Source organism: Sphingomonas metalli (genome assembly GCF_014641735.1).
Taxonomy (GTDB): domain Bacteria; phylum Pseudomonadota; class Alphaproteobacteria; order Sphingomonadales; family Sphingomonadaceae; genus Sphingomonas; species Sphingomonas metalli.
In genome coordinates this window covers 718,592-745,147 of the sequence record NZ_BMIH01000001.1, presented here as the reverse complement: position 1 = coordinate 745,147, position 26,556 = coordinate 718,592, and the positions used below count along the sequence as shown (strand labels likewise).

The window sequence follows — 26,556 nt, the reverse complement described above, 5'->3', positions numbered from 1 at the left end:
AGTCACACCCGCATCGGCATCAGCACATAGAGCGCCGGGCTCTTGTCGTTCTCGCGGATCAGCGTCGGGGCGCTGGCGTCGGCGAGGTGAACCTCCACCAGATCGCCGTCGATCTGGGCGAGGATGTCGAGCAGATAGCGGCTGTTGAAGCCGATCTCGAACCCCGAGGCGGTGTACTCGCCCGGCACTTCCTCGGCGGCGGTGCCGTTTTCGGGGCTGGTCACCGACAGGGTGATGCGGTCGCGGTCCAGCGCCATCTTCACCGCGCGGGTCTTCTCGGTCGCGATGGTCGAGACGCGGTCGACACCCTCCATAAAGCTCTTGGGGTCGAGCTTCAGGATCTTGTCGTTGCCGGTCGGGATCACCCGCGAATAATCGGGGAAGGTGCCGTCGATCAGCTTCGACGTCAGGATCGCGCGGCCCAGGTCGAAGCGGATCTTGGTGCCCGACAGCGACACACCGACCGATCCGTCCACCTCGTCGAGCAGCTTCCTGAGTTCGCCGACGCATTTGCGCGGCACGATCACGTCGGGCATTCCCTCGGCGCCCTCGGGACGCGGCATGGTGACGCGGGCGAGGCGATGGCCGTCGGTCGCCGCCGCCTTCAGCACCGGGTCCGACCCGTCGCCGCCGGCGACGTGCAGGAAGATGCCGTTGAGATAATAGCGGGTCTCTTCCGTCGAGATGGCGAAGCGAGTCTTGTCGATGATCTGCTTCAGCGTCTCGGCGGGCAGCTCGAACGTGGTCGGCAGCTCGCCCTCGGCAATGACCGGGAAGTCGTCGCGCGGCAGCGTGCCGAGGCTGAAGCGCGCGCGGCCGGCAACGATCGTCATGCGCCCGTCGGCGGCGGTGAGCTGCACCTGGCTGCCTTCCGGCAGCTTGCGCGCGATGTCGAACAGCGTGTGCGCGGACACGGTGGTCGAGCCCGGCTGGTCCACCGCGGCCTGGACCGACTCGTTGATCTGCAGGTCGAGATCGGTCGCCATCAGCTTCAGCGCGCCTTCGGCGGTCGCCTCGATCAGCACGTTGGACAGGATGGGGATGGTGTTGCGCCGCTCCACCACCGACTGGACGTGGCTGAGCCCCTTGAGCAGCGTGGCGCGTTCGATCGTGGCCTTCATGCGAATCCCCTGGCCCCCGGTGATTCCGGCGGCATGTCTTGCCTGTTCCTACCCACGGAAAAGGGGCCGGAGCAAGCGCCCCGGCCCCCCTCGGGCCCCGGTGGTAAACGGACCGTGAAGAGCTGCCCTCCCTGGGAACCGCGCTATAGCGCGGTTCGCGGCACCGGCCCGCTCCCCCACCCGACCGCCCATCAAGGACACTCTGTGGGCGGTCGGGTGGGGGAGCGGGCTGGTGCCGGATGCCGCACGCGCCTTTGCGCGTACGGCCCGGGACACTCAGAACCGGAAGCCGTAGCTCGCGGTGATCTGGTGCCGGTCGGTATCGACGTCGAAGCGACCCGTGCTCGCGCCGTCCGGGTACCGGATGTTGGCGCGGTTGTAGTTAGAATAGCGATACTCGACCTTCACGAAGCTGTTGGGGCTGAGCGCATGCTCGGCGCCCGCACCGATCCGCCAGCCGTCCAGGTTGAAGTTCGTATCGGTCTCGGTGTTGTTGGTGTTGCCGGCCAGCACGTTGAGCCGCGCGTTGGTGTAGCCGCCCTTCACGTAGACCAGCGTGCCCGGCAGCGCCTCGATACCGGCGCGCGCGCCGACATAGATGTCGCGGCCCGCATTGACGCGGCCGTAGCCGAAATCCTGGGTGTAGCTGCGCCGGCCGGTCTTGGCGGTCGAGTCGCTCAGCTCCGCCTCGGCGCCGACCACCACGCCGCCGACCGCCAGGTCGTAGCCGATGCCCACGCCGTAGAGGAAGCCGTCGGTCGACTGGCGGTCGCCGCCGTTCGGCACGTCGGTGCTGCTGCCGGCCTTCAGATTGTCCCAGCCGATCGTGCCCTCGATCCGCGGGCCGGTGAAGACGGGGTCGACCGACTGGGCGGCGGCGGGAATCGCGCTCGCGGCGGTGGCGATCGACAGGGCGACAAACATCTTACGCATAGAAAACACTCCGATTCTTCATCGCATCCGCGGCCGCAGCCGCATGATGCAGGCGCCCAATGAACCGGATGCGGAGAGGCTGCATGAACCTCAGCTAAACGCGAAAAGCTGTTGCCAGCGGGCCACAGCGCAGCGCAGGAGCGCCGGGTGACACGGGGCCGCGCCACTTCGTTCCTGGCAATTCCAGCGCTGCTCGCGGCGGGTCCGGCGGCGGCTCGCGACACGCTGGGCGTCTATCGGAGCTGGGCGGCCTTTCGCGATGCGGAGGTCTGCTACGCCATCGCCCAGCCGCAGCGCTATCTGGAGCCGGGCGGCGGGGCGCGGGTCGGCCAGCCCTTCGCCAGCATCGCCAACTGGCCCGCCAAGGGGCTGCGCTCCTCGCTCCACGTCCGGCTCAGCCGGCCGATGCGGCCGGGCGCGGCGGTGACGCTCAGCGTCGGGGAGCGACGGTTCCGGCTGGCGGGGCAGGGGAGCGACGCGTTCGCCGCCGATGCCGCCAGCGATCGCGCGATCGCCGCCGCGCTGCGCGCCGGGCGGAGCATGAGCGTGGAGACGGTGGCGAATACCGGCCGCGCCTTTGCCGATACCTATGCGCTGACCGGCGCCGCCACCGCGATGGACGCCGCCGCGCTCGCCTGCTCCGCCCTGCGCTGATCCCCGCCGGACGGGCCATGGAAAAAGGCGGCCGGATACGCTATGTGCGCGCGATGCAGACAGCCGCGAACCTGATGCCCATTCCGGGCCATGTCGATCCCGTGCCCGTGCCGCGCGCGCCCAGCCTGCGGCCCGACGGGCGCATCGACCTGATCGGCCTGCCCAAGGACGCGCTGCGCGAGACGCTGGCCGATGCCGGGCTGGAGCCCAAACAGGCCAAGCTGCGCGCCAAGCAGATCTGGCACTGGCTCTACAATCGCGGCGCCACCGAATTCGCCCAGATGACCGACATCTCCAAGGCGCAGCATCCGTGGCTGGCCGAGCGCTTCGTCATCGGCCGGCCGGAGGTGGTGGAGGCGCAGGTCTCGACCGACGGCACGCGCAAATGGCTGCTCCGCTCGCCCGACGGGCATGATTACGAGATGGTGTTCATCCCCGATGCCGATCGCGGGACGCTGTGCGTGTCGAGCCAGGTCGGCTGCACGCTCAACTGCACCTTCTGCCACACCGGCACGATGCGCCTCGTCCGCAATCTCACGCCGGGCGAGATCGTGGGGCAGGTGATGCTGGCGCGCGATGGCCTCGGCGAATGGCCCAGCCAGCCCGAGGGGCGGCTGCTCACCAACATCGTGATGATGGGAATGGGCGAGCCGCTCTATAATTTCGACCATGTCCGCGACGCGCTGAAGCTGGTGATGGACGGCGACGGCCTAGCCCTGTCGCGCCGGCGCATCACCCTGTCGACCAGCGGCGTCGTGCCGATGATGGCGCGCGCGGGCGAGGAGATCGGCGTCAATCTCGCCGTTTCGCTCCATGCCGTGACCAAGGAGGTGCGCGACGAGATCGTGCCGCTCAACCGGAAATACGGGATCGACGAGCTGCTCCAGGCCTGTGCCGACTATCCCGGCGCGAACAATGCGCGGCGCATCACCTTCGAATATGTGATGCTGAAGGACAAGAACGACTCCGACGCCGATGCGCACGAGCTGGTGCGGCTGCTGCGCCATTACCGGCTGCCGGCGAAGGTGAACCTGATCCCGTTCAATCCCTGGCCGGGTGCGGCGTACGAATGTTCGACGCCGGAGCGGATCGCGTCCTTCTCGCGTATCGTCTTCGAGGGCGGCATCTCCGCCCCGGTCCGCCGCCCGCGCGGCCGCGACATCGACGCGGCGTGCGGCCAGCTCAAGACGGCGGCGGAGAAGAAGAGCCGGGCGGAGCGGGATCGCGAGGCTGCGGCGGCTGAGGCCGTGGCGGCGGCGTAGACACCCCATTGATCCTCCCCCTTGCGGGGGAGGAGGAAGTGTCTCGTTCCCCTCGCGCCCATTCCCTCCTACAGCCGCGCGGATGACCGACGCTGCCGCCATCGCCCTGTCCGCCACGGCCGGCGTCTTCGGCGGGGCGATGAATGCGCTCGCCGGCGGCGGCACCTTCGCGACCATGCCGGCGCTGCTGGCGATCGGCACGCCGGCGAATGTCGCCAACGCCACCTCCAACCTCGCGCTGATGCCGGGCGCCTGGGCGAGCGCCTGGAGCTTTCGCGGCGAGCTGCGCCCGGTCGGCGCGGTCTCCGTGCGGGTGCTGGCGGGGATCACGTTCATCGGCGGGCTGGCGGGCAGCGTGCTGCTCGTCGCGACGCCGGGCCGGGCGTTCGACGTGATCGTGCCCTGGCTGTTGCTGGTCGCCTTCCTCGCCATCGCGGTCGGCCCGCGGCTGGGGAGGTGGCTCGGCGAGCGGGTGACGATCGGGCCGACGGCGCTGATGATCGCGCAGGCGGTGCTGGGCACCTATGGCGGCTATTTCGGCGGCGGCGTCGGGATCATGACCACCGCCACCTATGGCCTGCTCGCCGGGGAAACCCCGCGCACCATGTTCGCGCCGCGCACGCTGATGCTGGCGACCGCCAATTTCGCCGCCGCCATCGTCTTCGTCGCGGTCGGCATGGTCCGCTGGGATGCCTGTCTGCCGATGCTCGCGGGCGGGCTCGTCGGTGGCTGGCTGGGCGCGGTGGTCGGCAAGCGGCTGCCCGCGGCGGCGGTACGCTGGTGGACGCTGCTGGTGACGGCGGGGACGACGGCCGTGTTCTTCGTGCGGGCCTACGGGTGAGGGATTACAAAGGATCGTCGCCCCAGCGCAGGCTGGGGCCTTTCCCGGCTGATTCGCTTCACTTGCCGAAGATCCCGGCCTGCGCCGGGATGACGGATCGGGAGCGCCACGCGAGCCGGATCGACGTTCCCGAAAAGCGCGGCTAAACACAGGTTTATGGAAGGCCCCGTTCCCCCCGGCACCGCCGTTCGCCGCCACGCGCTGGCGACGCGGATCTGGCATTGGGTGAATGCGGTCGCGATCTTCGTGCTGCTCGGCTCCGGCCTCGGCATTTCCAACGCGCATCCGCGGCTCTATTGGGGACGCTACGGCGCCAATTTCGATCCGGCCTGGCTCCAGCTGCCGCGCTTTCCCGCCTGGATCACCATCCCGGCGAGCTACAATCTCGCCATCTCGCGCCGCTGGCACCTGTTCTTCGCGCTGGTGCTCGGCTTCGGCCTGCTCGGCTACATGCTCTGGAGCCTCGCCAACCGCCATTTCGCGCGCGACCTCAGGCTGCGCCGGCGCGAGCTGAGCGGGGCGCATTTCCTTGCCGACCTCAAGGCGCACTGGAACCTGCGCTTCCACGATCCGGAGCGGCCGCGCGAGTACAACCTCTTCCAGAAACTCTCCTACATCCTCATCCTCTTCGTCGCGCTGCCGCTCGCGATCCTGACCGGCATCGCGCTGTCGCCGGGGATGAACGCGGCCTGGCCCTGGGTGCTGGAGGTGCTGGGCGGGCGGCAGTCGGCGCGGTCGATCCATTTCCTCTGCGCGACCGGCATCGCGATCTTCACCATCGTCCATCTCGCGCTGGTCATCCTCGCAGGGCCGGTCAACGAGGTCCGGTCGATGCTGACCGGCTGGTGGCGGGTGCCCGAATGATCGGCCGGCGAGGCATACTGACCGGCGGGGCGGGGCTGCTCCTCGCGGGTTGCGACCGGGTGGTGCAGATCCCCGCGGCACGGCGCATCCTGTTCGCGGGCGAGGACATGCAGAAGGGGCTGCAACGCGCGCTGACCGATCGCGCCGCACTCGCGCCCGAGTTCCGGCCCGAGCAGATGTCGCCCGTCTTCCGTTCGAACGGCACCCGCGATCCCGGCACCGACGCCTATCGCGCACTGGCGGACGCGCGCTTCGCCGACTGGCGGCTGGAGGTCGGCGGCCTCGTCGCGCGGCCGCTGCGCCTGTCGCTCGCCGACCTGCGCGGGATGCCCAATCGCAGCCAGATCACCCGGCATGACTGTGTCGAGGGGTGGAGCGCGATCGGCCAGTGGACCGGGCCGATGCTGGGCAATGTGCTGAAGGCCGCCGGCGTACGCCCCGCCGCGCGCTACATCGTCTTCACCTGTGCCGACCTCTATGGCGGCGCGCCCTATTACGAGTCGATCGACATGGTCGACGCCTTCCACCCGCAGACGATCCTCGCCTGGGCGATGAACGGCCGCCCGCTCGACGTGGCGCATGGCGCGCCCTGCCGGCTGCGCGTCGAGCGGCAGCTGGGCTACAAGCACGCCAAATATCTGATGCGCCTCGATGCCGTCGCCAGCCTTGCCGGGATCGGCAAGGGGCGCGGCGGCTATTGGGAGGATAATGTCGATTATGACTGGTATGCTGGCATTTGAATCGCACGCCGCTGCGGAGTAGCACCCGCGCGCATGGCGCTTATCGATACCTTCCTCGCCCGCCAGGTCCGCCGCGGCCGGCTCACCCTGACCCATGCCGACAGCCGCACGATAGACTTCGGCACCCCCGATCCGGCCTTTCCCACCGTCGCCATCCGCTTCACCGAGCCGGGCGTCGCCGGCCGCATCGTCCGCCACCCCGCATTGGGTGCGGCGGAGGCGTTCATGGACGGCAAGCTGGTGATCGAGCAGGGCGACGTCCGCGATCTCGTCAACCTCTTGAAGGGCAACAGCCCGTGGGAGCGGGGCGGCGGCCTGCGCCCTTCCATGCCGATCCGCCTCGCCGGCCAGCTGATCCACCGGGTCGACCGGATCAACATGGCGCGCCGGTCCAAGCGCAACGTCGCGCATCACTATGACCTGTCGGACCGGCTCTACGCCCTCTTCCTCGACGCCGACCGGCAATATAGCTGCGCCTATTTCACCGATCCGGCCAACGGCCTCGAACAGGCGCAGGCGGACAAGAAGGCGCATATCGTCGCCAAACTGCTGATCGAGCCGGGGATGCGCGTGCTCGATATCGGCTGCGGCTGGGGCGGGATGGCGCTCTATATCCATGCCAAGACCGGCGCGGAGGTGCTGGGCGTCACCCTGTCCGAAGAGCAGCTCAAGGTCGCCCGCCGCCGCGCCGAGGAAGCGGGCGTCGCCGACAGGGTGCGCTTCGAGCTGATCGACTATCGCGCCGTGACGGGCCAGTTCGACCGGATCGTCTCGGTCGGCATGTTCGAGCATGTCGGGCCGGCGCACTACGGCACCTTCTTTCGCAAATGTCGCGAGTTGCTGGCCGACGAGGGGGTGATGCTGCTCCACACGATCGGCCGGATGGGCGGGCCGGGGGTGACCGACAGCTTCACCACCAAATATATCTTCCCCGGCGGCTACAACCCCGCGCTGTCGGAGATCGTTCGCGGCTATGAGGGCACACGCCTCTTCCCCACCGATTTCGAGGTGTTGCGCGTCCATTATGCCATGACGATCGACCATTGGTACGACCGCACCGTCGCGGCGAAGGACGCGATCGTCGCGCTCTACGACGAGCGCTTCTACCGGCTCTGGACCTTCTATCTCGCCGGCGCGGCGGAGGCGTTCCGGACGGGGGGGATGTGCAACTATCAGGTGCAGCTGTCGAAGAGCCGCCGCGCGGTGCCGCTGACGCGGGACTATATCGGCGAGGCCGAGGCCCGGTTGCGGGGCCAAGCCTATCCGCCCCCGCAAGGGGGAGGATGAGGTAAGGCCGGAACCCTACCGCCCCGCGGCGACGCCCTTCTTCGCCGCGCTCTTCTCCGCAGCCCCGATCTTCCCGTTCCGGTCGGCGTCATATTTCGCGAAGGTCGCCGAGAGCAGCGCCTGCGCCTCCGCCTCGGTCACCTTGCCGTCCTTGTTGGTGTCCGCCCGGTCGAACCACAGGCCGGCCAGCCGCTCGGCATGGACCGGATCGATCTTCTTCGCGCCGGACCCCATCTGCCCGATCCGCGCCTTCACCTCGGCGCGCGACAGGCTGCCGTCCTTGTTGGTGTCGGAGGCGGCGAATTCGCGGCTGAACTTGGCGGCGGCGGAGGCGCGGGTCTCCTGCGCGCTGGCGGCGGCGGGGAGGAGGGCGGCGACGATCAGCGCGCCGGCGGGAAGAAGGCGGGTCATGCGCCCGCGGCTAGTCAAACCCGCCTGCACCGCGGCTGAACGCACGAACCCCGTTGCACCGCCGCGCGCCAGCGCATAGGGGCGCGGGCCATGAGCGACACCTCCATCAAGAAGGTCGTGCTGGCCTATTCGGGCGGCCTCGACACCAGCGTCATCCTGAAGTGGCTGCAGCAGCATTATGGCTGCGAGGTGGTCACCTTCACCGCCGATCTCGGCCAGGGCGAGGAACTGGAGCCGGCCCGCGCCAAGGCCGAGCTGATGGGCGTGAAGCCCGAGAACATCTTCATCGACGATCTGCGCGAAGAGTTCGTGCGCGATTACGTCTTCCCGATGATGCGCGCCAACGCCCTGTACGAGGGGCTGTATCTGCTCGGTACCTCGATCGCGCGGCCGCTGATCGCCAAGCGCCAGATCGAGATCGCCAAGGCCGTCGGCGCCGATGCGGTCGCCCATGGCGCGACGGGCAAGGGCAACGACCAGGTCCGCTTCGAACTCGGCTATTACGCGCTCAACCCCGACATCAAGGTCATCGCGCCGTGGCGCGAGTGGGACCTGACCAGCCGCACGAAGCTGATCGAGTTCGCCGAATCGCACCAGATCCCGGTCAGCAAGGACAAGCGCGGCGAGGCGCCCTTCTCGACCGACGCCAACCTTCTCCACACCTCGTCCGAGGGCAAGGTGCTCGAGGATCCGTGGGACGAGGTGCCCGATTACGTCTATTCGCGCACCGTCAACCCGGAGGACGCGCCCGACAGCCCGGAGACGATCACGATCGACTTCGAACGCGGCGACGGCGTCGCGCTGAACGGCGAGGCGATGAGCCCGGCGACGCTGCTCGCGGCGCTCAACGAGCTGGGCCGCAAGCACGGCATCGGCCGGCTCGATCTGGTCGAGAACCGCTTCGTCGGCATGAAGAGCCGCGGCATGTACGAGACGCCGGGCGGCACCATCTATGCGCTCGCCCATCGCGGCATCGAGCAGATCACGCTCGACCGCGGCGCGGCGCATCTGAAGGACGAGCTGGCGCCGCGCTATGCCGAGCTGGTCTATAACGGCTTCTGGTTCTCGCCCGAGCGCGAGATGCTGCAGGCGGCGGTCGACTACAGCCAGGAGAAGGTGGCCGGCACCGTCCGGCTCAAGCTCTACAAGGGCAATGTCATCGTGACGGGCCGCAAGTCGCCGCACAGCCTCTATTCGGAAAAGGTCGTCACCTTCGAGGACGATCAGGGCGCATACGACCAGCGCGACGCGGCCGGCTTCATCAAGCTGAACGCATTGCGCCTGCGCCTGCTGGGACGTCGCGACCGCGGCTGACCAGCGGCCGCGCCTGCACCCAGAACAGCGCGATCAGCGCGACCGGCGTCAGCGGCATGCCGGTCGCGCTGAGCAGCATTCCCCATTGCGGCGACAGAAAGGCGACCAGCGCCACCGCCCGCTCCAGCGGAGCGGCGTCCGCCCGGCCATAGGTGACCAGCGCCGCCAGCGCGACCACGGTCAGGTCGTAGTTGAAGGCATAGGGCAGCATCACGAAGGTGCCCGTCGCCGCCAGCAGCGCCAGCGTCTTGGGCGGCGCGCCGCGCACCGTCGCGATCGTCACCGCGACCGCGACGCCCGCCATCGCCAGCCCCTGCGCGCCATAGGCAATCGCGGCGGGGACATGCTGGCGCAGCAGGCCGCTCGCCAGCGAGGTCGACATCAGGCCGTAGAATTCCTTGCCCGGATCGATCATCCGCGCCTGCACGCCCGAGGTGACGGTCAGATATTGCAGCCACAGATCGGGGCCGAAGGCGAGCGCGCTGACCAGCACCAGCAGGCCCACGGTCAGCGCGGCGACCGCGATCGTCCGCCACTCGCTCCGCAGTAGCAGGATGACGGGGATCAGGATCGCGACATGCGGCTTCAGCGCCATCAGCCCGAAGGCGACCCCCGCGAGCCGCGGGCGGTTCGGCAGCCAGTGCCACCCCGCCAGGAACAGTGCGCCGATCAGGAATCCGTAATGCCCCGCCCAGATGTTCATCATCGCCGCGGGTGTGACCAGCAGCAGCCAGCTCGCTCGCCCCGACAGCCACGGCCGCGCGGCGCGCACGAACAGATAGCCCGTTCCCGCCAGCCACAGCGCCAGGGCGACGCCATAGGGCAGCAGCGCAAACGGCACGTTCAGGAACAGCGCAAAGGGCGGGTAGGAATAATTGTGGACGCCGCGATGCCCGTACAACGCGCTCTCGAAGGCGCGATAGCGGTCGAGATCGTAGAGGCGGTCGAGTTGCCCCGACAGCGCCAGCTTGCCCCCCGTCCAGACATTCGCAAAATCGCGGCCCCAGATCTCGGATTTGCCGATGATGCCGTCATGCAGCGCGCGATAGTCGGCGAAGAACAGCGCGGCGATCAGGACGCTCCCCACGACCCAGATGATGGGGGAGGGCAAACGGCCCGTGGCGCGCTCGGTGTCATCCATGGCGTGCCGGGATAATGGTTAATGCTTTAGAAGAGGTTAGCGCGGGGGCAGCGTGGCGGACGCGCGGTCAGGCGGGTCGATCGGCATGGCGCGGTCGCTGCTGCTGGCGCGATACGTGGGCTCGCTGACCCGGCTTTTCCCGTCATCCCCGCGAAGGCGGCGATCCAGAACCTCTGACGCTTGCGGGTAATGCGGGACGCCGCGCGTCTGCGTCCCCGCCTTCGCGAGACCTCTGCGAAAATCACCCCCGTCATGCCGGACTTGTTCCGGCATCCACCGCGCCACAAGCGCACAAGCCGTTTGATTCTTGCGGAACCGTAGATGCCGGAACAAGTCCGGCATGACGATTGGAAGATGCTACCGCCGCGACCTTTCGCAGAGGTTTCGCCTTCACGGAAATCACGGAGCATCGGTACGGCAGAGCGTCTCAATGATCTGGCGTCCGCGCTTTCACTTCTCCGCGCCCTCTGCGCCTCCGCGCGAACCATCTTGGTATCTCCAGCTCACCCAAGGCCCGAAGCAGGCCACCCCGAACGGCAAAACCTCCCCCTCCACAGCCACTTTCCCGCCAGGCATCGCACCACTCGCCGCGTCCCTTATCTGCGCGCTTGCAGCCTTGCGCGACTTGCTCCTAGGGATGGCGGATGGACAGGGGCGGCGGGACGCGCAACGCTTGGTGGCAGACGCGGTGGTTCGTCGTGGCGATGGCGCTCGCTGCTGCCATCCCGCTGATCTGGCCCGAGATTCCGCCGCTCGTCGATCTACCCGGGCACATGGCGCGCTATCGCGTCTCGCTCGTCTATGACGATCAGCCCTGGATCCGCCAATGGTATGACTTTCGCTGGTCGCTGATCGGCAATCTCGGCATCGACCTGCTCGTCATCCCGCTCTCGCACCTGTTCGGGCTCGAGCTGGCGGTCAAGCTGATCGTGATGAGCATCCCGGTGCTGACCGTCACCGGCCTGTTGTGGATCGCGCGCGAGGTGCATGGCCGCATTCCCGCGACGGCGCTGTTCGCCTTGCCGCTGGCCTACAACTACGCGTTCAACTTCGGCTTCGTGAACTTCCTTCTGTCGATGGCGCTCGCGCTCAACCTGTTCGCGCTGTGGCTGCGGCTGGCGCGGCTGGGGCGGTTCGACCTGCGCACCGTCCTGTTCGTGCCGCTGTCGAGCGCGCTCTGGCTCTGCCACACCTTCGGCTGGGGCGTGCTCGGCGTGCTCGCCTTCTCGGCGGAGATGATCCGCCAGCACGACCTGCGTAAGGACGGGCGCGGCGGGCACTGGATCGAATCCTGGGTTCGCGCCGGGCTGGGCTGCCTGCCGCTGGCGCTGCCCATGGTGTTCATGATCTTCTGGCGGTCGGGCGACCACGTCACCGGCAAGACGACCGACTGGTTCAACTGGTGGGCGAAGTACAACTGGGTCAAGATGATCCTGCGCGACCGGTGGAAGGTCTGGGACATCGCCTCGCTGCTCGTCCTGTTCGCCATCTTGGTGAAGGGGGTGCGCGACCGGCGGATCACCTATTCGCGCAACCTCGTCCTGTCGGCGCTGTTCCTGCTCGCCGTCTATCTGCTGCTGCCGCGCATCGTCTTCGGCTCGGCCTATGCCGATATGCGGCTGGCGCCCTTCGTCCTCGCGATCGCGCTGATCGCACTGCGGCCGCGGCCCGGCATCACCCCGCGCAGCGCGGCGACGCTGGCGATGCTCGGCCTCGTCTTCTACGGTGCGCGGCTGGCGGGAACGACGTGGAGCTACTGGCTCTACGACCGCGAGTACGATCGGGTGCTCACCGCCCTGCCGCACGTGCCGCCGCGCGCGCGGGTGGTCAGCTTCGTCGGGCGGCGCTGCGGCGATGCCTGGGCGTATACCAGGCTGGAGCATATCCCGGCGATGATGCTGGTCCGCCGCATGGCCTACACCAACGACCAATGGTCGATGGCCGGCGCGCAGCAATTGACGGTGCGCTATCGGGCGGCGCGCGGCTTCGCGCATGATCCGTCGGAGGTGGTGACCGATCGCTGGTGCCGCGGCCAGTTCTGGCGGCCGCTGACCTATTCGCTCGCGGCCTTTCCGCGCGACGCGTTCGACTATGTCTGGCTGCTCAACCCGCCGCCCTACGATCCGTCGCTGATCAAGGGGCTGACCCCGGTGTGGCGCAGCGGGCGCGACGTGCTCCTCCGGGTCGACGACCGCACCCAGCCGCCCCCGCCGCCGCTGCCCGATTATCTGCTGCGGATCATCGCTCAGCAGCGTTTGAAGGGCGTCAGCTCCGCCAGATAGCTCGTCTCCGCCGCCATCCCCTCCCGCTCGCGCGCGAGGAACTCGGCGACGGCACGGCGGAAGTTCGGATCGGGCAGGTAATGCGCCGACCAGGTCGGCACCGGCGCATAGCCGCGCGCCAGCTTGTGTTCGCCCTGCGCTCCCGCCTCCACCCGCGCCAGCCCGCGCGAAATCGCCGCGTCGATCGCCTGATAATAGCATAGCTCGAAATGGAGGAACGGCACCTCTTCGGTCGCGCCCCAATAGCGGCCGTAGAGCGTATCGTCACCGATCAGGTTGAGCGCCCCCGCGATCGGCACGCCCTCGCGCTCGGCCAGGATCAGCAGCACCCGTTCGCCCAGCCGCTCGCCCAGCAGTGGGAAGAAGGCGCGGGTGAGGTAGGGCCGCCCCCATTTGCGGTTGCCGGTATCCTGATAGAAGCGCCAGAAGGCCTCCCAGTGCCGCGGCTCTATCGCGGCGCCGGTCAGGTGGCGGATCGTCAGCCCCTCGACCGCCGCGGCGCGTTCCTTGCGGATCGCCTTGCGCTTGCGGCTGGCGAGCGCGGCGAGGAAGTCGTCGAAGCTGCCATAGCCGTCATTCGCCCAGTGGAACTGCACGCCCTGCCGGATCAGCCAGCCCGCCGCCTCGAACGCCGGCAGCTGCTCGTCGGTCACGAAGGTGGCATGGGCGGAGGACAGGCCGTTCTGGTCCACCACCGCCTCCAGCGCCGCGATCAGGGCGGGGGCTGCGGCGGGGTCGCGCAGCAACAGGCGCGGGCCGGGCACAGGGCTGAACGGCGCGGCGATCTGGAGCTTCAGGTAATAGCTGCCGCCCGCCCGTTCCCAGGCATCGGCCCAGCCATGGTCGAAGACATATTCGCCCTGGCTGTGGCTCTTGCCATAGGCGGGCGCGATCGCGACCGGGGCGCCGTCCGCGCCGTCCACCACGATCGGCAGCGGCTGCCAGCCCGATCGCCCGCCGACCGAGCCGGAGTCCTCCAGCGCGGACAGGAAGGCGTGGGAGACGAACGGGTTGCCGGTGCCGGCACAGGCGTCCCACTGATCGGCGGGAACGGCGCGGACACCGTCGAGCAGACGGGCGGTGAGGGCGGTCATCGCCCCGTCAGATAGGGTGCGCCGCCTCAGCCCGCCAGCGGTTCGCCGATCGCAACGACCGCATCGACCTCCACCGCCGCGCCGAGCGGCAGCACCGGCACGCCGACCGCCGAGCGGGCATGCTTGCCGGCCTCGCCGAACAGCGCGACCATCAGCTCCGACGCGCCATTGGCGACCTTGGGCTGGTCGGTGAAGTCGGCGGCCGAATTGACGAACACGCCGAGCTTCACGATCTGACGGACCCGCGACAGGTCGCCGAGATACTTTTTCAGCTGGGCGACGATCATCAGCCCGCAGGCCTGGGCTGCGGCTTGCCCGTCCTCGACCGAGACGTCCTCACCGAGCCGGCCGGTGACGAGCTTGCCGTCGCGGAACGGCAGCTGCCCCGACAGGTGGAGGAGCCCGCCCGCCTCGACGACGGGGACATAGGCGGCGACGGGCGCGGCGGCCTCCGGCAGCGAGAGGCCGAGGTCGGCGAGGGCGCGATCGATCTGTTCGGTCATGCCGCGCGGGGTGCCAAGGCGGGCGGGGCGGGTCAAGGGGGAAGGGTCGGCGCGCTGTGGCCGAGTCCCCCTCCATCCTCCTCCTACGTCCGTCTGATGCCGGCCGCCTCCCCCAGGCGGGGGAGGAAAGCCGTTTCATCCTCCCCCGCCAGGGAGAGGTGGCAGTGCGGCAGCGCTGTCGGAGGGGGAGGGCGGCGGCGCCCTGTCGAACCGCTACTCCCCCCGGAACCGCGCCTCGATCCAGGCCCGCGCCGCGCCCCAGTCGTCGATCCGGGCGTGCGCCGCGGGGGCGGGCGGCATCGCCGCGGCGAGTTCGGGCTCCGAGACCATGTGCAGCCGGTGCACCGCGGGCGCATGTTCGGCGACGGATGCATGGTGGACCGCCAGATCGTCGACGAACACCGTCACCGGCGCGCCATATTCCGCCACCAAAGCCGCGACCGGCTTGCCCTTGCCACCCTGGTTGCAGACGACCCGATGCGGGATGCCGAAGGCGGCCAGCTGCTCGACCCGCGCCGCGTGGCAGGCATCGGTCAGGTTGGTCAGGATCACGATCTCCGCCTGCTCCGCCAGCGCGGCCAGCGCCTCGCCGGCGCCGGGCACCAGCGTCTGCCGGCCCATTTCGGCCGGGAAGAAGCCGTCGAGCAGTCGCCACATCTCCGCCTCGCTCGGCGGCGGCGCGCCGTCGCGCCGGCGCATGCTGTCGGCGAAGCCGCCCGCGCCGATCACGAAGTCGATCGCGTGCCGCTCGTCCAGCCAATCGCGGAAGTGCCGGACCATATGGACCAGCACCTCGTCGCAATCTGTGATCAGGAGCGGCCTCATGCGGCGGCCTCCAGCGCGCGCCGCGCGGCGACCAGGTCGGCGGGGCTGGCCTCGACCGCCTCGGCCGCGGCGATCAGGTCCGGCTCGTGCGCCTCCAGAAACCCCAGCACCGCGGCGAGCAGCGCGGGCTCGCCGATCCGCGCGCGCAGGCCGTCGGCGTCGAGCCCGGTCGTCGCCAGCAACCGCTCGGCCCGCGCCGGTTCAGCGAGCGTCCAGACGAGCGCATGCAGGGCCAGATCGGCCGCTTTGGCGTTTGTAACGTTGTCGGTCATTGCCTATCGTCGGCACAAGGAAAGGAAGATCAAGCGCGTGGCGAAAAAGGTGCTCGTTGTCGAGGACAACGAACTCAACCTGAAGCTGTTCTGCGACCTGCTGCGCGCGCATGGCTGGGTGGCCGAGCCGGTGCGCGACGGACGCGAGGCGGTGGCGCGCGCGCTGGCCGAGATGCCCGACCTGATCGTGATGGACATCCAGATGCCGCATGTCACCGGCTACGAGCTGATCCTGGCGATCAAGGCCGACGAGCGGCTCCGCGCGATCCCGATCATGGCCGTCACCGCCTATGCCGGCCGCGACGACGAGGAGCGCATCCGCGGCGCCGGCGCCGACGCCTATGTGTCGAAGCCGATCAGCCTCGCCCGCTTCATGGACGCGGTGCACGCGCTGGCCTGAGGGGTAGGCGACGCCGCGGCGTTGAGAGCGTGACGTTTCCCCACTCCTCCACTATCCCTGTAAAGGCGAGACTTGCGCGATAACCGCGACGGCAATCCCTTCCACTCGTCATCCCGGACGTGTTCCGGGATCCACGGTTCCGCAAAAGCAAAGGGTCGTGCGCTCGTGGCACGGTGGATGCCGGAACACGTCCGGCATGACAAAGCCGCTTTTGGGCTCGTGGAAACGATGCTCATGCGGAGGCGCGAAGGGGTCGCGTCCGATCCAGGCGCTGGGCCCCGATGCGTCACCTCGGAAGGCACCTTCCGCCATGGCGAGCGGAGCGAAGCAATCCAGAGTGTCCGGGTCCGGCTCTGGATGGCTTCGCATCGCTCGCCACCGCGGCCCGCCGCTACACCGGCGTCGGGTGCTTGAGACAAATCGCAGCACCCGCCCCACGCGCAACCACTCCGCGCCTCCGCGCCTCCGCGCGAACCCCTTCAATCCATCGGCACGGATCCCGCCCCCTCACGCCGCGAACTGGTTCATCGTATTGGCCGCTCCGGCCGCCTTCAGGGCGGCGTCGCCCGAAAAATAGTCCTTATGGTCGTCGCCGATGTCGCTCCCCGACATATTCTGGTGCCGTACACAGGCGATGCCCTGGCGGATCTCGCGGCGCTGGACCCCGGCGACATAGCCGAGCATCCCCGCCTCGCCGAAATACTCCCGCGCCAGTTCGTCGGTGGACAGCGCCGCGGTGTGGTAGGTTGGTAGGGTGATGAGGTGGTGGAAGATCCCCGCCCGCGCGCTCGCGTCGCGCTGGAAGCTGCGGATGCGGGCATCCGCCTCGATGGCGAGCTCGCTCCCGTCATAGTCCGCACTCATCAATCGGGCGCGATCATAGCCGGACACGTCCCGCCCGTCTGCCGCCCAGCCGTCATGGACCTGCTGGCGGAAGTTGAGCGTCCAGTTGAAGCTGGGCGAGTTGTTGTAGATCAGCTTGGCATCCGGCACGACCGCGCGGATGCGATCGACCATGCCGGCGATCTGCGCGATGTGCGGCTTTTCGGTCTCGATCCACAAGAGGTCGGCGCCGTGCTGGAGGCTGGTGATGCCGTCGAGCACGCAGCGATCCTCGCCGGTCCCCGCGCGGAACTGATAGAGGTTGGATGGCAGCCGCTTCGGCCGCATCGGCGCTCCGTCGCGCACGATCACCACATCGCCGTCGAGCGCCGTGATGTCCGCCACCGGCTCGCAGTCGAGAAAGCCGTTATACAGGTCGCCGAGATCGCCCGCCTCGCGCGAATAGGCGATCTGCTTGGTCAGACCCGCGCCGAGCGAGTCCGTCCGCGCGACGATGATCCCGTCCGGCACGCCCAGCTCGAGAAAGGCGTAGCGACAGGCGCGGATCTTGGCGAGGAAGTCCTCGTGCGGCACCGTGACCTTGCCGTCCTGGTGCCCGCACTGCTTCTCGTCGGACACCTGGTTCTCGATCTGGAGGGCGCAGGCGCCCGCCTCGATCATCTTGCGGGCGAGCAGATAGGTCGCCTCGGCATTGCCGAAGCCGGCATCGATATCGGCGATGATCGGCACGACATGGCTCTCATACTGGTCGATGCCATGGATCAGCCGCTGCGCCTCGATCGCGTTGCCCGCCGCGCGCGCCGCGTCCAGCTCGCGGAACATCAGGCCCAGTTCGCGCGCGTCCGCCTGTTTGAGGAAGGTATAGATCTCCTCGATCAGCGCCGGTACGCTCGTCTTCTCGTGCATCGACTGGTCGGGCAGCGGCCCGAATTCGCTGCGCAGCGCCGCGACCATCCAGCCCGACAGGTAGATGTAGCGGCCCTTGGTCGTGCCGAAATGCTTGCGGATGCTGATGACCGTCTGCTGCGCGACGAAGCCGTGCCAGCAGCCGAGCGACTGGGTATAGGCGGTCGGATCCCTGTCATAGGCGGTCATGTCCCGCCGCATGACCGCGGCGGTGTGGCGGGCGATCGCGAGACCGGTGTCGAAGCGGTTCTGCACCTGCATCCGTGCCACCGCCTCTGCCGCGATCCCGTCCCAGCGGCTGGCGTGTGCGGCGATCGTCTGTTCGGCGCGGGCGATCCGCTCCTGATAGTCGCTCATGGTCGATCCTTTACAAAGTCGGGGCGTATCCACCCGGTCCGTCACCCCGGCGAAGGGCGTGGCCCAGTTGGGGGACGCTCATGATGAAGCGTGACAGCGGTCGCGGTCCTTCCGTCACCCCGGACCTGTTCCGGGGTCCACCGCTCCGCAGACGCAAACATCGGCGCGCTTGCGGGCGGTGTATGCCGGGACAAGCCCGGCATGACGAAGGACGAAGGGCGTGAGAGGCAAGGGCAGACTGTCCGCCTCAAATCACCCCAGCCGCCCCAGCCGATGATACAGGTTGGAGAACTTCACCGATCGCGGATCGTCTGCGATCTGGCGGACATAATGCTGCACCGCTTCTTTCATCAGGCCGAAATCCTCGGTCGAGAAGACGGCGCGGCTGCGTTGCGGTTCGGGGGACATGGAAGCTCTCCTTGCTGCGTCGGGATGCCCCGGTGTGCGCGCTTCCGATGCTTAGGCAAATTGCCCCGCGCCGCTTCGCAGGGTCTGCGGGTCGCCGGAACTGGCCGCGCCGCCTGTGATGCTGTAAAGATGATGACAAAGGGGAGGGGTGTCTGCATGGCCGAACGCAAGCTGATCGCCGGTGCGCCGATCCGCCGCCTGCGTCGTAGAGCCGGGCTCAGCCAGGCGGCGATGGCGGAGATGCTCGGCATTTCCCCAAGCTATCTCAACCTCGTCGAGCGCAATCATCGCCCCGTGTCCGCCACCTTGCTGGTCGCCCTGGCCGAGCAGTTCGACTTCGATCCCCGCACCCTGGCCGCGGCGGAGCCGGGCGGCGGCGCTGCGGCGATCCGGCGGCGACTCGCCGATCCGATGTTCGCCGATCTGGAGGTCGATCGCGCGGAGGTCGACGAATGGCTCGCGGCCGCGCCCGGCGGTGCGGAAGCCTTCGCCCGCGCCTTCGACCGGGCAGGCGGCGGCGAGGCCGGGGTGGCCGTCTCCGATCCGGTCGCGGAGGTGCGCCGCGAGGTAGAGCGCTGGCGCAACCATTTCGGCGATCTCGACGCGCTGGCCGAGTCGCTGGCCGACGACCTGCGCCTCGCCGCCGCCGATCTCTACGGCGCGATGATCGAGCGTCTGCGGGTGCGCCACGGCCTGTCGCTGCGCATCCTCCCGGTCGACGTGCTCGCGGGGACGCTGCGCCGGCTCGATCTTCACGCCCGCCAGTTGCAGCTGAGCGAGGCGCTCGACCATCCCGCCCGCTGCCTTGCAGTCGCGGTGGAGCTTGCCCGGCTGGAGGCACGTACCGAGATCGAGGCGCTGGCGCGGGGTGCGGGCTTTGCCGACCGGGTGGCGGAGCGGCTGATGCGCCGGCATCTGGCGGAGTATTTCGCCCGCGCCGTGCTGATGCCCTATGCCCGCTTCCTGCGCGCGTGCGAGGGGAGCGGCTACGACCTCGACCTGCTGACGGCGCGGTTCGGTACCGGGTTCGAAGACGTGGCGCATCGGCTCACCACGCTGGGACGGGTCGGCGCGCGGGGGCTGCCCGTCTGCCTGATCCGGATCGATCGCGCCGGGCAAGCCTCGTACCGCTTCGCCGGCCCGACCGGCGCACCGATGGTCGCCGCGGCGGGGCGCTGCCCCTTGTGGCAGATCCACCACGCCTTCGACCGGCCCGGTACGACCCTGATCCAGCGGGTGGAACTGGAGGACGGCACGCGCTGGCTGACCCTGTCCCGCGCCGTCGCTCCGCCGGCAGGCGCCGCGCTCGGCGTAGCGGCCGGCTTCGCCATCGGGCTGGCGCTGCCGGTGGAGCAGGCGGGCGGACTGGCGGCGGCGCGGGGGCTGGACCTGGGCGGGCCGGCGACGCCGATCGGGCTGGGATGCCGCGCGTGCCTTCGCGCCGATTGCCCGCAACGCTCCGCCCCGCCGGCCGGGCGCGCGCTGCTGGTCAACGATCGCGAGCAGCGAGCGAGCGCCTATGACTTTGCCGGCGACTGACCGCGGCGCCGCAGAGACCCGTCACCGACGGTCGGGGCGGCCGGTTTCGGCGAACGTCCTCCCGGCTCGCGCCACGGCGCCGATCCGGGCGTCGCGATCGGGTTTCTAGACCCGCACGACGCCGATATCCGCGAACCGCTTCGGCTCGGCGGGCGGGCTGGCGGGTTCGGCGAGTTCGCGCTGCCACAGGCCGACATCGATCCAGCGACCGAATTTGAACCCCACCTCGCGCTGCACGCCGGCGCGGCGGAAGCCGACCGCCTCGTGGAGCGCGATCGAGCCTTCGTTCGGCAGGGCGATCCGCGCCAGCGCCTGGGTGAAGCCCTGTGCGGTCAGCGTGTCGACCAGCGCCTCGTAGAGCAGTCGCCCCGCACCCCGGCGCTGCGCCGCATCGGCGACATAGACGGTGGTCTCGACCGACCAGCGATAGGCCGGCCGCGGGTGGAAGGGGGTCGCATAGGCATAGGCGAGCACGCCGCCCGCCGCTTCGCCCTGGGTGGCGACGATCCACGGATAGAGGCCGTCATGCGCCGCCATGCGCGACCGCATCGTGCGTGCGTCGGGGGCTTCCTCCTCGAACGAGGCGGTGCCGATCAGCACGTGCGGCGCATAGATGGCGGCGAGCGCCGCGGCATCGTCCGGAGTGGCCGCCCGGATCGCGATCACAGGCCGAGCCGGGCGAGCAGCAGGTCGAGCAGCCGCGCATCCTGGGCCGAGCTGGCGCTGGGGCCGAGGCCGCCGCATTCGAGGCACCGCGCCTGCACCGATCCCCCCGCGGTCAGCCGCGCGACGTCGCCGAGGGCCCGCGCCACGATCGCGCGACGGTCCGCCGCGATGCGCGCAAAGGCGTCTCCCGAGGGCGCAGCGCTGTCGTCGTCGCGGCTCGCCAGGCTCTCGGCGAGCTTGGCCGCCCAGCCCGGCTCCTTCTCGAGATATTCGGCGTGGACCTTGGCCGGATCGAGCTTCGCGCGGCGTGCGGCATCGGCGATCGCATCGGACAGGGTGCCGAAACTGTCGACCAGTCCAAGCTGGTGCGCGGTGCCGCCGTCCCACACCCGGCCCTGACCGATCGCGTCGACCCGCGCCGGCGTCATCCGCCGGGCGGCGGCGACGCGGGCGATGAACTGGCGATAGCCATGCTCGATGCCCGCCTGCAGGATCGAATCGAGGACCGGGTTGGTGCCGCCGGTGATGTCCGGCTGGCCGGTCAGCGGGGTGGTGCGCACCCCGTCGGTGGTGACGCCGATCTTGGCGAGCGTGTTCTCGAAGGTCGGCAGGATGCCGAAGATGCCGATCGAGCCAGTGATCGTCGCCGGCTCCGCGAAGATCGCGTCGCCCGAGGTCGAGACCCAATAGCCGCCCGAGGCGGCGAGGCCGCCCATCGAGACGACGACCGGCAGGCCGCGCTTCTTCGCCTCCAGCACCGCCAGCCGGATCCTTTCCGACGCCAGCGCCGAGCCGCCCGGCGAGTCGACGCGCACGACGACCGCCTTCAGATTCTTCTCGGCCAGCCCCTTCAGCATCGCCTTGGCGATCGTGTCGCCCGCCGCGGTGCCCGGTCCGCCCTCGCCGTCGACGATATCGCCCGCCACGGTCAGCACGCCGATCGCGTCGCCTGCGGTCGGCAGCGGATTGGCCGCGACCCACTGGTCGTAGCGGATGGTGCGATAGCTGCCGATCGGCTTGCCCGACTCGCTTCCCGCGATCTGTGCGACCCGCTGTTCGAAGGCGCCGCGGCTGCCGAGCTTGTCGACCAGTCCCGCATTCAGGTTCGCCTGCGCCACGTCGCCCTGCGTCGCCAGCACCGCCTGTTGCGGCTGGGTGAGGAAGGCGGCGACCTGCGCCTTGGGCCGCAGCCGCTTCACGCCCTCGCTCCACTGGGCCAGCAGCGTGCCGTACAGCGCCTGCGATGCGGCGCGCGCATCGGGGCTCTGGTCGGCACGGGTATAAGGCTCGACGAACGACTTGTAGCGGCCGACGCGATAGACGTGTGCGTTGACGCCGAGCTTGTCGATCAGACCCTTGTAATAGAGCTGGGTTCCGCCGGGCCCGCCGAACAGCGTGCCGCCCATCGGATCGACCCAGATCTCGCTGGCCGCGGCGGCGAGGCGATAGGCGCCGTCGGTATAGGCGGTGGCATAGGCGAGCACCGGCTTGCCCGACTGGCGCACCCGCGCCAGCGCATCCGCCACCTCGCCCAGCGCCGCGGGATAGCCGCCGCCGAACCGGTCGAGGTCGAGCACCACCACCTTCACCCGCGCATCGGTCCGGGCCGCATCGATCGCGCGCACGACGTCGCGCAGCCGATATTGCTGCGCGCGCGGCTGGCCGCTGAGCGCCGCGAAGGCCGCGGGCTCTTCCGGCTGCTCGACGATCGGGCCGTCGAGATCGAGGAGCAACGCGCCCTCGCCGATCGTCTTCGTCCCCGGCCGCGCGTTGAGCGCGGCGAAGAGCAGTCCGAAGAAGAGGAGCAGCAGCACCAGCGCCAGCCCGTCCTTGATCGCGACCAGCAGCTTCCACACCGCCCGTACGATCCGCCAGCCGCTACGCGAACGCGGCGGCCGACCATCGGAGAATGAGGGGACGGGACGATCGGCAAAGGCGGTGTCGGTCATGACCCCTAGCGCTAGAGCAAGCCCCGCGCGCTGGCAACGGCGTGTTGCAGCGGCAATACGCGCCGACGCGGTGTTCACGGAATGTTCCACATGGAACATTCGGGTGGAGCGGGTGAAGAGCGGTCGCCGGCGGTGCAGGCTGGCCCGGGCATCTGCGCCAGGCCGCGAGCCGTTCCTCCGGTCATCCCGGACCTGTTCCGGGATCCACGGTCCGGCAAAATCATCGGCCTAGGCGCTGGTTGTGCCGGTGGATGCCGGAACATGTCCGGCATGACGCAGTGACTTTCGCAGAGGTATCGCCGGTGCGGGAACGACGGTTCTCCCTCGACGGCGCGCTCGCCCGCCTGACGCTGCATTCGCGACCGCACCCTATCTTCCCGCCCCCGGCGCCGCTACACGCGCCGTCATGTCGCATGCCGTGCCGACCCTTGCCCGGCCGCCCGCCACGGCGGCGGCGGAGCTTGCCGCGCTGGCGCGGCTCGCGGGGCCGCTGGTGGCGGCGAACCTGTTGCAGATGGCGGTGTTCGCGGTGGACGTCGTGTTCGTCGCGCGGCTGGGGCCGGTGCCCTTCGCGGCGGCGACGCTGGGCGTCTTCCTGTTCCACATCCTCGCCTTCGGCATGGTCGGGCTGGTCGGCGCCGCGGAGCCGCTGATCGCGGCCGCGCTCGGCCGGCGGGTGCACGCGGTGCGGGAGGTGCGGCGATCGTTCCGCATGGCGCTGTGGCTCGCTGTGGCGGGCGGGCTGGTGGTGATGCTGGTGATGAACCTCGCCGCGCCGCTGCTGCGCGCCGCGGGCCAGCAGGCGGAGGTGGCGGCGCAGGCCGGTGCCTTCTGCCGCATCCTGTCGCTGGCGGTGATTCCGGCGGTCGCGTCCGCGCTGATGCGGCTGACCGCCGCGGCGCTGGGGCGGCCGGGCTGGGCGTTGATGGTGACGGCGATCAGCCTGATCGTCGGCATCCTTGCCAATTACGCGCTCGTCTTCGGGCATTTCGGCGCCCCGGCGCTCGGCCTGACCGGATCGGCGCTGGCGAGCGTCACCGTCTCGGTCACCGCGACCGCGGCCTATGCGCTGATCCTGTTGCGCGACCGCCGGCTGCGCCGCTTTCGCCTGTTCGGCCGCTGGTGGCGGCCGGAAGGGTCGCGGATGGTCGAGATCGCGCGGCTGGGCGCGCCGATCGCGCTCGGCTGGATCGCGGAGGGCGGGCTGTTCGGCGGGGCGGGGCTATTGATGGGAATGATCTCGGTCACCGCGATCGACGCCCATGCCGTCGCGCTCAACATCGCCGCCGTCGCCTTCCAGATCCCGTTCGGCATCGCGCAGGCGGGGACGATCCGGGTCGGCTTCGCCTATGGCGCGGGCGACGCCGCCTGGGTGGCGCGCGCGGGGAAGGTCGCGATCCTGGCCGGGATCGGCATCATGGTGCTGACCGCGGCGCTGTTCTGGGCGATCCCCTCGCTGCTGGTGCGGATCTATGTCGATCCGGCGAGCCATGGCGCGGTGGCGGCGCTCGCCGTCGAACTGCTCGGCGTGGCGGCGCTGTTCCAGCTTTTCGACGGGGCGCAGGCGGTGGCGGCGGGCGTGCTGCGCGGCGTGCAGGATACGCGAGTGCCGATGATGATCCAGATCTTCGGCTATTGGGCGATCGGCTTCGCCACCGCCGCGGCGCTCGGCTTCGGCGTCGGCATGGGAGCGACGGGGATATGGTGGGGACTGGCGGCGGGCCTGTTCGTCGTCTCGGTCCTGCTGCTGTGGCGCTGGTCCGCACGCGAGGTGCTGTCGCCGCTCGGTGGCGCGGCGAAATAAGTCCTGCGACCCCGTTGACGAGCCCGGCGCCGCTTCGCATATGGGCGGCGTTGGCACTCTCGGGCAGGGAGTGCCAGATAAGTGTCACAAACCTTGAAGAGGGCTTAGCAATGAACTTTCGTCCGTTGCACGACCGCGTTCTCGTCCGCCGCGTCGAGGCGGAGGAGAAGACGGCCGGCGGGATCATCATCCCCGACACCGCCAAGGAAAAGCCGCAGGAGGGCGAGGTCGTCGCTGCCGGCACCGGCGCGCGTGCCGAGAGCGGTGCGATCACCCCGCTCGACGTCAAGGCCGGCGATCGCATCCTGTTCGGCAAGTGGTCGGGCACCGAGGTGAAGGTGAACGGCGAGGATCTCCTCATCATGAAGGAATCCGACATCCTGGGGATCGTCGGCTAACCTTCTCGCCAGCGCCCCATCCGGGGCGAGACTCTCGAGACTTTTCACATAATTTGAAAGGGCAGTCCCATGGCAGCCAAGGACGTTAAGTTTTCGCGCGACGCGCGCGAGCGCATCCTGCGCGGCGTCGACATCCTCGCCGATGCGGTCAAGGTCACGCTGGGGCCGAAGGGCCGCAACGTCGTGATCGACAAGAGCTTCGGCGCGCCCCGCATCACCAAGGACGGCGTCACCGTCGCCAAGGAGATCGAGCTGAAGGACAAGTTCGAGAACATGGGCGCGCAGATGGTGCGCGAAGTGGCCTCGAAGACCAACGACGTCGCCGGCGACGGCACCACCACCGCCACCGTGCTCGCCCAGGCGATCGTGCGCGAGGGCATGAAGTCGGTCGCGGCCGGCATGAATCCGATGGACCTGAAGCGCGGCATCGATCTCGCCGTCGCCAAGGTGGTCCAGGACGTGCAGGCGCGCTCCAAGCCCGTGTCGGGCTCGCAGGAAGTCGCGCAGGTCGGCATCATCTCCGCGAACGGCGACCGTGAGGTCGGCGAGAAGATCGCCGAGGCGATGGAGAAGGTCGGCAAGGAAGGCGTCATCACCGTCGAGGAGGCCAAGGGCCTCGAGTTCGAGCTGGACGTCGTCGAGGGCATGCAGTTCGACCGCGGCTATCTGTCGCCCTACTTCATCACCAACCCGGAGAAGATGACGGTCGAGCTCAACGATCCGTACATCCTGATCCACGAGAAGAAGCTGTCGAACCTGCAGGCGATGCTCCCGATCCTGGAAGCGGTCGTCCAGTCGGGCCGTCCGCTGCTGATCATCGCCGAGGACATCGAGGGCGAGGCGCTGGCCACGCTCGTGGTGAACAAGCTGCGCGGCGGCCTGAAGGTCGCGGCCGTCAAGGCGCCGGGCTTCGGCGATCGCCGCAAGGCGATGCTGGAGGACATCGCGATCCTCACCGCCGGCGAGCTGATCAGCGAGGATCTCGGCATCAAGCTCGAGAGCGTCACCGTCGGCATGCTCGGCACCGCCAAGCGCGTCACGATCGACAAGGACAACACCACCATCGTCGATGGCGCCGGTGCTGCCGATGCGATCAAGGCCCGCACCGAGGCGATCCGTGCGCAGATCGAGAACACCACCAGCGACTATGACCGCGAGAAGCTCCAGGAGCGCCTTGCGAAGCTCGCCGGCGGCGTGGCGGTGATCAAGGTCGGCGGTTCGACCGAGGTCGAGGTGAAGGAGCGCAAGGATCGCGTCGACGACGCGCTGCACGCGACCCGCGCCGCGGTCGAGGAAGGCATCGTTCCGGGCGGCGGCACCGCGCTGCTGTACGGCACCAAGGCGCTCGAGGGCGTGACCGGTGCGAACGACGACCAGACCCGCGGCATCGACATCGTCCGCAAGTCGCTGACCGCGCTCGTGCGCCAGATCGCGCAGAACGCCGGTCAGGACGGCGCCGTCGTCTCCGGCAAGCTGCTCGACCAGGGCGACACGTCGTTCGGCTTCAACGCCGCGACCGACACCTACGAGAACCTGGTGTCGGCCGGCGTGATCGACCCGACCAAGGTCGTGCGCACCGCGCTCCAGAACGCCGCGTCGGTGGCGGGTCTCCTCATCACCACCGAGGCGACCGTGGCCGAGCTGCCCGAGGACAAGGCTCCGGCCATGCCCGGCGGTGGCGGCATGGGCGGCATGGGCGGCATGGACTTCTGATTTCAGGCGGGGGCAGCGAGAGCTGCTCC

General features: G+C 69.3%; 25 protein-coding genes. 13 read left to right on the top strand and 12 right to left on the bottom strand.

Features of this window, described 5'->3' with window-relative positions:
- Positions 1 to 2 precede the first annotated feature (2 nt).
- Together dnaN and IEX18_RS03820 are read right to left on the bottom strand one after the other, a co-directional pair.
- A complete protein-coding gene (gene dnaN / locus IEX18_RS03825; RefSeq protein WP_188657300.1) occupies positions 3 to 1,121 on the bottom strand; it encodes a DNA polymerase III subunit beta in 1,119 nt (372 codons plus the stop codon).
- A gap of 276 nt (positions 1,122 to 1,397) precedes the next feature.
- Positions 1,398 to 2,054 carry an outer membrane protein gene (locus IEX18_RS03820; RefSeq protein ID WP_188657299.1) on the bottom strand — a complete coding sequence of 219 codons (657 nt, stop codon included), beginning with the start codon at positions 2,052 to 2,054 and terminating at the stop codon, positions 1,398 to 1,400.
- 147 nt (positions 2,055 to 2,201) lie between these two features.
- On the opposite strand from IEX18_RS03820, the gene IEX18_RS03815 reads away from it, so the two are divergent.
- The 6 genes from IEX18_RS03815 (at position 2,202) to IEX18_RS03790 (ending at position 7,702) form a co-directional block, all read left to right on the top strand.
- Positions 2,202 to 2,708 (top strand): hypothetical protein, encoded by a 507-nt coding sequence (locus tag IEX18_RS03815; protein ID WP_188657298.1) that lies wholly within the window; start codon positions 2,202 to 2,204, stop codon positions 2,706 to 2,708.
- A gap of 53 nt (positions 2,709 to 2,761) precedes the next feature.
- Positions 2,762 to 3,970, top strand: coding sequence for a dual-specificity RNA methyltransferase RlmN (gene rlmN / locus IEX18_RS03810; protein WP_188657297.1), 1,209 nt, complete (start codon positions 2,762 to 2,764; stop codon positions 3,968 to 3,970).
- An 82-nt stretch (positions 3,971 to 4,052) separates the two neighbouring features.
- A complete protein-coding gene (locus IEX18_RS03805; protein WP_188657296.1) occupies positions 4,053 to 4,811 on the top strand; it encodes a sulfite exporter TauE/SafE family protein in 759 nt (252 codons plus the stop codon).
- Positions 4,812 to 4,967: 156 nt separating this feature from the next.
- The gene (locus IEX18_RS03800; RefSeq protein WP_188657295.1) at positions 4,968 to 5,675 is read left to right on the top strand and encodes a cytochrome b/b6 domain-containing protein; all 708 of its coding nucleotides are present in this window, start codon (positions 4,968 to 4,970) and stop codon (positions 5,673 to 5,675) included.
- Positions 5,672 to 6,415: a molybdopterin-dependent oxidoreductase gene (locus IEX18_RS03795; protein WP_188657294.1), complete on the top strand. Its 744-nt coding sequence runs from the start codon at positions 5,672 to 5,674 to the stop codon at positions 6,413 to 6,415. Before IEX18_RS03800 ends, IEX18_RS03795 begins: the two co-directional genes overlap by 4 nt.
- 33 nt (positions 6,416 to 6,448) lie before the next feature.
- Positions 6,449 to 7,702, top strand: a complete 1,254-nt coding sequence (locus tag IEX18_RS03790) for an SAM-dependent methyltransferase (protein WP_188657293.1) — start codon at positions 6,449 to 6,451, stop codon at positions 7,700 to 7,702.
- Positions 7,703 to 7,717: 15 nt separating this feature from the next.
- On the opposite strand, the gene IEX18_RS03785 is transcribed toward IEX18_RS03790, so the two are convergent.
- Positions 7,718 to 8,113 carry an EF-hand domain-containing protein gene (locus tag IEX18_RS03785; protein WP_188657292.1) on the bottom strand — a complete coding sequence of 132 codons (396 nt, stop codon included), beginning with the start codon at positions 8,111 to 8,113 and terminating at the stop codon, positions 7,718 to 7,720.
- 90 nt (positions 8,114 to 8,203) lie between these two features.
- On the opposite strand from IEX18_RS03785, the gene IEX18_RS03780 reads away from it, so the two are divergent.
- Positions 8,204 to 9,427 (top strand): argininosuccinate synthase, encoded by a 1,224-nt coding sequence (locus IEX18_RS03780; protein WP_188657291.1) that lies wholly within the window; start codon positions 8,204 to 8,206, stop codon positions 9,425 to 9,427.
- Here IEX18_RS03780 and IEX18_RS03775 read toward each other — a convergent pair.
- Entirely contained in the window at positions 9,375 to 10,568 is a 1,194-nt protein-coding gene (locus IEX18_RS03775; RefSeq protein WP_188657290.1) for a glycosyltransferase family 87 protein, read from the bottom strand. The two genes, IEX18_RS03780 and IEX18_RS03775, sit on opposite strands and share 53 nt — an antisense overlap.
- Positions 10,569 to 11,212: 644 nt before the next feature.
- On the opposite strand from IEX18_RS03775, the gene IEX18_RS03770 reads away from it, so the two are divergent.
- Entirely contained in the window at positions 11,213 to 12,850 is a 1,638-nt protein-coding gene (locus IEX18_RS03770) for a hypothetical protein (RefSeq protein ID WP_229664343.1), read from the top strand.
- On the opposite strand, the gene IEX18_RS03765 is transcribed toward IEX18_RS03770, so the two are convergent.
- The 4 genes from IEX18_RS03765 to IEX18_RS03750 form a co-directional block, all read right to left on the bottom strand.
- Positions 12,814 to 13,944: a GNAT family N-acetyltransferase gene (locus tag IEX18_RS03765; protein ID WP_188657289.1), complete on the bottom strand. Its 1,131-nt coding sequence runs from the start codon at positions 13,942 to 13,944 to the stop codon at positions 12,814 to 12,816. The genes IEX18_RS03770 and IEX18_RS03765 overlap by 37 nt on opposite strands.
- A 26-nt stretch (positions 13,945 to 13,970) precedes the next feature.
- Entirely contained in the window at positions 13,971 to 14,447 is a 477-nt protein-coding gene (locus tag IEX18_RS03760; protein ID WP_188657288.1) for a RidA family protein, read from the bottom strand.
- Between the two features lie 213 nt (positions 14,448 to 14,660).
- The gene (locus IEX18_RS03755; RefSeq protein ID WP_188657287.1) at positions 14,661 to 15,272 is read right to left on the bottom strand and encodes an HAD family hydrolase; all 612 of its coding nucleotides are present in this window, start codon (positions 15,270 to 15,272) and stop codon (positions 14,661 to 14,663) included.
- Entirely contained in the window at positions 15,269 to 15,544 is a 276-nt protein-coding gene (locus IEX18_RS03750; RefSeq protein WP_188657286.1) for a DUF3572 family protein, read from the bottom strand. Before IEX18_RS03750 ends, IEX18_RS03755 begins: the two co-directional genes overlap by 4 nt.
- Positions 15,545 to 15,581: 37 nt before the next feature.
- Between IEX18_RS03750 and IEX18_RS03745 the strand changes: the two genes are divergently transcribed.
- Positions 15,582 to 15,944: a response regulator gene (locus IEX18_RS03745; RefSeq protein ID WP_188657285.1), complete on the top strand. Its 363-nt coding sequence runs from the start codon at positions 15,582 to 15,584 to the stop codon at positions 15,942 to 15,944.
- Between the two features lie 507 nt (positions 15,945 to 16,451).
- On the opposite strand, the gene IEX18_RS03740 is transcribed toward IEX18_RS03745, so the two are convergent.
- Positions 16,452 to 18,050 (bottom strand): isocitrate lyase, encoded by a 1,599-nt coding sequence (locus tag IEX18_RS03740; RefSeq protein ID WP_188657284.1) that lies wholly within the window; start codon positions 18,048 to 18,050, stop codon positions 16,452 to 16,454.
- A 252-nt stretch (positions 18,051 to 18,302) separates the two neighbouring features.
- A complete protein-coding gene (locus IEX18_RS03735) occupies positions 18,303 to 18,458 on the bottom strand; it encodes a hypothetical protein (protein WP_188657283.1) in 156 nt (51 codons plus the stop codon).
- A 156-nt stretch (positions 18,459 to 18,614) separates the two neighbouring features.
- Here IEX18_RS03735 and IEX18_RS03730 point away from each other — a divergent pair, with 156 nt between their 5' ends.
- Entirely contained in the window at positions 18,615 to 19,997 is a 1,383-nt protein-coding gene (locus IEX18_RS03730) for a helix-turn-helix domain-containing protein (RefSeq protein WP_188657282.1), read from the top strand.
- 105 nt (positions 19,998 to 20,102) lie between these two features.
- On the opposite strand, the gene IEX18_RS03725 is transcribed toward IEX18_RS03730, so the two are convergent.
- Positions 20,103 to 20,663 carry a GNAT family N-acetyltransferase gene (locus IEX18_RS03725; RefSeq protein WP_188657281.1) on the bottom strand — a complete coding sequence of 187 codons (561 nt, stop codon included), beginning with the start codon at positions 20,661 to 20,663 and terminating at the stop codon, positions 20,103 to 20,105.
- The gene (gene sppA, locus IEX18_RS03720; RefSeq protein WP_188657280.1) at positions 20,660 to 22,612 is read right to left on the bottom strand and encodes a signal peptide peptidase SppA; all 1,953 of its coding nucleotides are present in this window, start codon (positions 22,610 to 22,612) and stop codon (positions 20,660 to 20,662) included. The genes IEX18_RS03725 and sppA overlap by 4 nt, the downstream gene beginning before the upstream one ends.
- A gap of 406 nt (positions 22,613 to 23,018) precedes the next feature.
- Between sppA and IEX18_RS03715 the strand changes: the two genes are divergently transcribed.
- From IEX18_RS03715 to groL, 3 genes are all read left to right on the top strand, one after another.
- Entirely contained in the window at positions 23,019 to 24,416 is a 1,398-nt protein-coding gene (locus IEX18_RS03715) for an MATE family efflux transporter (protein ID WP_188657279.1), read from the top strand.
- Positions 24,417 to 24,526: 110 nt separating this feature from the next.
- Positions 24,527 to 24,814 carry a co-chaperone GroES gene (gene groES / locus IEX18_RS03710; protein ID WP_188657278.1) on the top strand — a complete coding sequence of 96 codons (288 nt, stop codon included), beginning with the start codon at positions 24,527 to 24,529 and terminating at the stop codon, positions 24,812 to 24,814.
- 69 nt (positions 24,815 to 24,883) lie between these two features.
- Positions 24,884 to 26,527, top strand: coding sequence for a chaperonin GroEL (gene groL / locus IEX18_RS03705; protein WP_188657277.1), 1,644 nt, complete (start codon positions 24,884 to 24,886; stop codon positions 26,525 to 26,527).
- The last annotated feature ends 29 nt before the right edge of the window (positions 26,528 to 26,556 follow it).